This is a genomic window from Nocardia farcinica, from assembly GCF_029867845.1.
GTDB classification, from domain to species: Bacteria; Actinomycetota; Actinomycetes; order Mycobacteriales; family Mycobacteriaceae; genus Nocardia; species Nocardia farcinica_A.
In genome coordinates, this window is record NZ_JARWRU010000879.1 from 1 (window position 1) to 4,749 (window position 4,749).

At 69.7% G+C, this 4,749-nt stretch carries 6 protein-coding genes; 2 read left to right on the top strand and 4 right to left on the bottom strand.

Translation table 11 applies throughout. The annotated features are described in order from the left end of the window. The 4 genes from QH283_RS19205 to crcB all read right to left on the bottom strand — a co-directional run. Positions 1-586 (bottom strand): MFS transporter (locus QH283_RS19205; protein WP_280504371.1); only part of this gene is annotated, 586 nt, incomplete at its 3' end. Beyond that, a complete protein-coding gene (pgm, locus tag QH283_RS19210; RefSeq protein WP_280504372.1) occupies positions 583-2,220 on the bottom strand; it encodes a phosphoglucomutase (alpha-D-glucose-1,6-bisphosphate-dependent) in 1,638 nt (545 codons plus the stop codon). The genes pgm and QH283_RS19205, both read right to left, overlap by 4 nt. A 47-nt stretch (positions 2,221-2,267) precedes the next feature. Further along, entirely contained in the window at positions 2,268-2,630 is a 363-nt protein-coding gene (locus QH283_RS19215) for a fluoride efflux transporter FluC (RefSeq protein ID WP_280504373.1), read from the bottom strand. 86 nt (positions 2,631-2,716) lie between these two features. After that, positions 2,717-3,130, bottom strand: coding sequence for a fluoride efflux transporter CrcB (gene crcB, locus QH283_RS19220; protein WP_280504374.1), 414 nt, complete (start codon positions 3,128-3,130; stop codon positions 2,717-2,719). Positions 3,131-3,249: 119 nt separating this feature from the next. On the opposite strand from crcB, the gene QH283_RS19225 reads away from it, so the two are divergent. Both QH283_RS19225 and QH283_RS19230 read left to right on the top strand, forming a co-directional pair. Beyond that, positions 3,250-3,924, top strand: a complete 675-nt coding sequence (locus QH283_RS19225) for a TetR/AcrR family transcriptional regulator (RefSeq protein WP_280504375.1) — start codon at positions 3,250-3,252, stop codon at positions 3,922-3,924. A gap of 54 nt (positions 3,925-3,978) precedes the next feature. Continuing rightward, positions 3,979-4,749, top strand: a 771-nt coding sequence (locus tag QH283_RS19230) for an FAD-binding protein (RefSeq protein ID WP_280504376.1), incomplete at its 3' end; no start/stop codon positions are given.

Here is a 4,749-nt window from a genome sequence, read left to right on the forward strand (position 1 = left end):
AAGTTTGGTTCAGTATGGGTGAGGCTTTCTGCTGGGCCAGGGGGTTTATGAGTAACGGCTCGGGCAGCCCGAGCCGGGCCTGCGCGCCGCCGACCTGTGGGCCGCTGACCGAGCCTATCAGTAAACTCGACGACCACAGCCCCGATACCCGCCCGCGCTGGTGCACCGGCGAGAGCCGGATCACCAGCGCCAGCGAGGACACGGTGAACATGGTGGAGCCGATGCCGCCGAGCGAGCGCAGCACCAGCAGCTGCCAGTAGGTCTGGGAGAACGCGCACAGCCCGGTGGACACCGCGACGATGCCGAGCCCGCTCAGATACACCCAGCGCTCCCCCAGCCGCTGCACCAGGCCGCCGCTGAACGGCGCGAACAGCAGCCGCATCAACGCGAACGCGCTGATGATCGCCGAGGCCGCGGTCACCCCGACGCCGAAGCTGCGCGCGAACTGCGGCAGCACCGGCGCCACCAGGCCGTAACCGATGGCGATCACGAAGGCGGCGCCGATCAGCACCCAGATCTCGGCGGGCAGCCGCTGATCCGATCCGATCCGGTCCGACGTGCGCTCGCCGGTACTACAGCCACTCACCGCGACAGAGCCTTGCTCACCATCTCCTCGGCGGCGGCTTGTACCTGCTTCAGGTGGTCGGGACCGTGGAACGACTCGGCGTAGATCTTGTACTTGTCCTCGGTGCCCGAGGGCCGCGCGGCGAACCAGGCGTTCTCGGTGGTCACCTTCAGTCCGCCCAGCGCGGCGCCGTTGCCGGGGGCGCGGGTGAGCACCTCGGTGATCGACTCACCGGCGATCTCGGTGCCGGTGACCATCTCCGGTGTCAGCGCGGACAGCAGATTCTTCTGCTCCGCGGTGGCGGGGGCGTCGACGCGCGCGTAGGCGGGCGAGCCGTACCGGCGTTCCAGCTCGCCGTAGCGGGCCGAGGGGGTCTGGCCGGTGACGGCGGTGATCTCGGCGGCCAGCAGGGCGAGCAGGATGCCGTCCTTGTCGGTGGTCCACACGCTGCCGTCCATGCGCAGGAAGGACGCGCCCGCGCTCTCCTCGCCACCGAAGGCCAGGCTGCCGCTGAACAATCCGGGCACGAACCACTTGAACCCGACCGGCACCTCGTGCACCTGGCGGCCGAGCACGCTCACCACCCGGTCGACCATGGAGGAGGTGACCACGGTCTTGCCGATCTTGGTGAGCGCGTCCCAGCCGATCCGGTTGGCGACCAGGTAGTCGATCGAGACCGCGAGGAAGTGGTTGGGGTTCATCAGTCCGCCGTCGGGGGTGACGATGCCGTGGCGGTCGGCGTCGGCGTCGTTGCCGGTGGAGATGTCGTAGTCGTCCTTGATGGCCACCAGGCCCGCCATGGCGTGGCGGGAGGAGGGGTCCATGCGGATCTTGCCGTCGCTGTCGAGTGTCATGAACCGCCAGGTCGGGTCGACGAACGGGTTGACGACCTCCAGTTCGAGGTCGTAGCGCTGGCCGATCTCCTCCCAGTAGTCGACGCTCGCGCCGCCCATCGGGTCGGCGCCGAGCCGGATGCCCGCGCCGCGGATCGCGTCCAGGTTCAGCACGTTCGGCAGGTCGGCGATGTAGTGGTCGAGGTAGTCGTAGCGTTCGACGTGGTTGGTCAGCGCCTGCATGAGCGAGACGCGCTTGACCCCGTTGAGGCCGTTGGCCAGCAGTTCGTTGGCGCGCGCGGCGATGGCGTCGGTGGCGCTGGTGTCGGCCGGACCGCCGTGCGGGGGGTTGTATTTGAAGCCGCCGTCGCGGGGCGGATTGTGCGAGGGCGTGACCACGATGCCGTCGGCCTGGTGTTTGGCGCCGCCGCGGTTGTGGCGCAGCACCGCGTGACTCAGCGCCGGGGTCGGGGTGTAGCGGTCGCGGGCGTCGATCATCGCGGTGACGCCGTTGCCTGCCAGCACCTCGAGCGCGGTGGTCCACGCGGGCTCGGACAGCGCGTGGGTGTCGCGCGCCAGATACACCGGTCCGGTGATGCCGCGGGTGGCGCGGTACTCGACGATCGCCTGTGTGATCGCGAGGATGTGACGTTCGTTGAACGCGGCGTCCAGGCTGGAACCGCGATGCCCCGATGTGCCGAACACCACCTTCTGCGCCGGGTCCGCCGGGTCGGGCACGCGACTGTAGTACGCCGTCACCAGGTGCGCGATGTCGTCGAGATCGCTCGCGCGCGCGGGACGCCCGGCTCGATCGTGGGCCATGCTCGGGTCTCCCTTCCACGTCGGCTGTGCCCGGCTGGTCATGGAGATCATGCCGCCAGCCGGCCGATCCCCGACGCGGCGGCATACGCCACGCCGAGACCGGCAGCCACGCTGATCGCGACGTAACCTGCGGCGATGCCGTAGGCGCCGTCGGCGAGCAGGCGGACGGTCTCGTAGCCGAATGTGCTGAACGTCGTCAACGCGCCGCAGAAGCCCGCGCCCGCTGCCGACAACAGCCACCCGCCCGCGCCCGCGCCGATCAGAGCGCCCAGCACCGCCGAACCGACAATGTTAACGGTCAATGTTCCCAGTGGCAGCCGGGAGGAGAATCGGGCGGCGAGCGCGCGGTCGACGAGATATCTGGCCGGGGCGCCGATCATGCCGCCGAGGACCACGAGCACGGTGTTCATCCGCGCACCCCGTCCTCGCCTGCCGTTGGCGTGCCTCGCAGGCCGATCATCTCGGACCCCCTTCCGTCGTGCTGTCGCCGTGATCGCTATCGAGCCGTCACCCTTCGAGCCGCGCCCGCACCGAGCACCACCCCCGCGAGCGCGGCGACCAACGTACCCCCCAGGTACCCGAGCGCCTCGAGCACCGCACCGGATTCGAGCAGTGTACGAATCTCGACGCTGTAGGTCGAAAAGGTGGTGTAGCCACCGAGGAAGCCGACGCCGAGGAAGGGCCGGGCCAGCCGGTGGGTGAGGCGCTCGCGCAGCAGCAGCGTCATCAACACCCCCATGGCGAAACAGCCGGTGGCGTTCACGACCAGCGTCGACCAGGGCAGCTGCCCCGCCCCGGCGGGCCACCACAGGCCGATGGAGTGACGCAGCAGCGCGCCGAGTCCGCCACCCACCGAGATCGCCGCCAGCAGGGCGGGATCGAGGGGAGGCACGCGTGCCGGTGCGCTCATTCCGACCTTTCCGAACGGGGATCTCGCTCACCGAGCCGAGGGAATCGATCCGTTCATGCTATCGGCACGGAACGGAGAGATTTCCTCCGGTTAAGCCGGACCGTTGCTAGCATGGCGGGGTGCACCAGGTCGCGGCCCCTTCTCCTCCCCGGCGTCTCCGGGCCGATGCCGCACGCAACCAGCAGCGCATCATCGCCGCCGCCAGGGAACTGTTCGCCGACCGCGGACTCGACATCACCCTCGACGACGTGGCCGAGCGCGCGGGCGTCGGCGTCGGCACGGTCTACCGCCGGTTCTCCAACAAGCGCGAACTGATCGCCGAGGTCTTCGAACAGAACATGCGCGAGTTCGCCCAGGAGGCCGAACAGGCCGCGCGCCACCCCGATCCGTGGCTCGGGCTGGTCGAGTTCTTCCAGTACGCCTGCCGGCATCTGGCCGACAATCGCGGATTCGCCGAGGTCCTGCTCGACCTGGCCGACGACCCGGAGCGGTTCGCGCACCTGCGCGACCGGATCACCCCCACCATCGCCACCATCATCGAGCGCGCCCACGACGCGGGAGCGTTGCAACCGGAGATCGAGCCGTCGGATTTCCTCGCGCTGGTCCACATGGTCGACGCGGTGGCCGCCTTCGCCAAGCCGGTGAATCCGAACGTCTGGCAGCGCTATGCCGCCATCGTGCTCAACGGCGTGCGGGCGGGCGAGGTGACCCGCGTCGAGCTGCCCGTGGGGCCGCTGCGCGAGGAGGACTTCGAGCAGGCCAAGCTGCACGCCTGCACCGACCGTCGCCGATAGCCAGGGGTGAGCCCGCAGTAGCGTGCGTCACTGCGCGCGGCTACAGTTGGTCACATGACCAAGTGGGTGAACTGGGCAGGCGATCAGAAGTGTGCCCCGGCACGCGTCGCCACACCGCGCGACCCCGGCGAAGTCGCCGAACTGCTCGTCCAGGCGGCCGGCGAGGGCCGGACCGTGCGCGTCGCGGGAGCCGGCCACTCGTTCACCGACACCGTCCTCACCGACGGTGTGCTGCTCGACCTGTCCAGGATGAACCGCGTGCTCGAGCTGGACGCGCGCAGCGGACTGGTGCGCGTGCAGGCGGGCGCCTCGCTGCACACCATCAGCACCGCCGCGCACGCGGCCGGGCTGGCCTTCCCCAATCTCGGCGACATCGACGTGCAGACCATCGCGGGCGCGACGGCCACCGGCACCCACGGCACCGGCGCCACCTTGCAGAACCTCTCGGCGGCACTGCATTCGATCGAGATCGTGCGCGCCGACGGCACGGTCGTCGAGGTGAACGAGGACGACGACCCCGAGGCATGGCGCGCGGCGCGGGTCGGCTTGGGCGCGCTGGGCGTGGTCACCGCGGTCACGCTGCGCATGGTGCCCTCGTTCGTGCTGGAGGGCATCGAACGCCCCGAGCCGGTGGAGGATCTGCTCGCCGATCTCGACACTCACGTCGACGGCAACCAGCATTTCGAGTTCTACATGTTCGGACACAGCCCGCTGGCGATGACCAAGCGCAACAACCGGGTCGACCTGCCCGAGCAGCCGCGCGGGGCGCTGGTGGACTGGTGCAGCGACATCCTGCTCAACAACCACCTGTTCGACGCGCTGTGC

What these genes read in the sequence shown, in the direction of transcription:
- pgm (WP_280504372.1), bottom strand. Translation starts at nt 2,220, where the DNA reads ATGGCCCACGATCGAGCCGGGCGTCCCGCGCGCGCGAGCGATCTCGAC.
- QH283_RS19215 (WP_280504373.1), bottom strand. Translation starts at nt 2,630, where the DNA reads ATGAACACCGTGCTCGTGGTCCTCGGCGGCATGATCGGCGCCCCGGCC.
- crcB (WP_280504374.1), bottom strand. Translation starts at nt 3,130, where the DNA reads ATGAGCGCACCGGCACGCGTGCCTCCCCTCGATCCCGCCCTGCTGGCG.